Origin of the sequence: Streptococcus sp. HMSC076C09, from assembly GCF_001837905.1 — a bacterium.
GTDB lineage: Bacteria > Bacillota > Bacilli > Lactobacillales > Streptococcaceae > Streptococcus > Streptococcus parasanguinis_I.
Genome location: NZ_KV834618.1, coordinates 1 through 498, shown reverse-complemented (window position 1 = coordinate 498; position 498 = coordinate 1). Strand labels below are relative to the sequence as shown.

1 protein-coding gene is annotated in these 498 nt (G+C 29.7%); it reads left to right on the top strand.

Annotated elements, in window-relative coordinates; translation table 11 throughout:
- Nucleotides 1–498, top strand: a 498-nt coding sequence (locus tag HMPREF2704_RS02105; protein WP_070845525.1) for an SAP domain-containing protein, incomplete at both ends; no start/stop codon positions are given.

The following is a 498-nucleotide window of genomic DNA, read 5'->3' as shown; positions in this document are numbered from 1 at the left end:
CTTTCACAAATTTGTAAGTACCTTGGATTAGAATACAGATGTACAAAAAAAGAATTAAATCATATTATAGAACAATATTTTAAGGGAAATAGAGTAGAAAAATTTTTGAGGAAAAGAAACAAAAATCAAACCGAAATAATAACCCTAAATACATCATTACTTGAATGTGGGTTTTCCTTTAATCAGAAATTTCGTGATTATTTTTCAGCTGTAACAGGTGTTAATCCGTTTAAATTTAATGCTGATATGGCAACAGCTTGGCGAAAAGTAAAACGGGACAACAACATAAATTTTACAATCAAAGATATGATTAAAATATACTATGGAGAGTCAGACTACGCCAAGTATGATAATTCAGCTTGCCAATGGAATCAATTTCTAAAAGACTTTTGTGCAGATGAATTTAGCAATCATTACTCCAACAAGTTAAAAGTTGCGGCTATCCTTTGGAAAGAAGTTAGAGATTCAAAAAATAAAAAAATTTATTCACGGGGACTT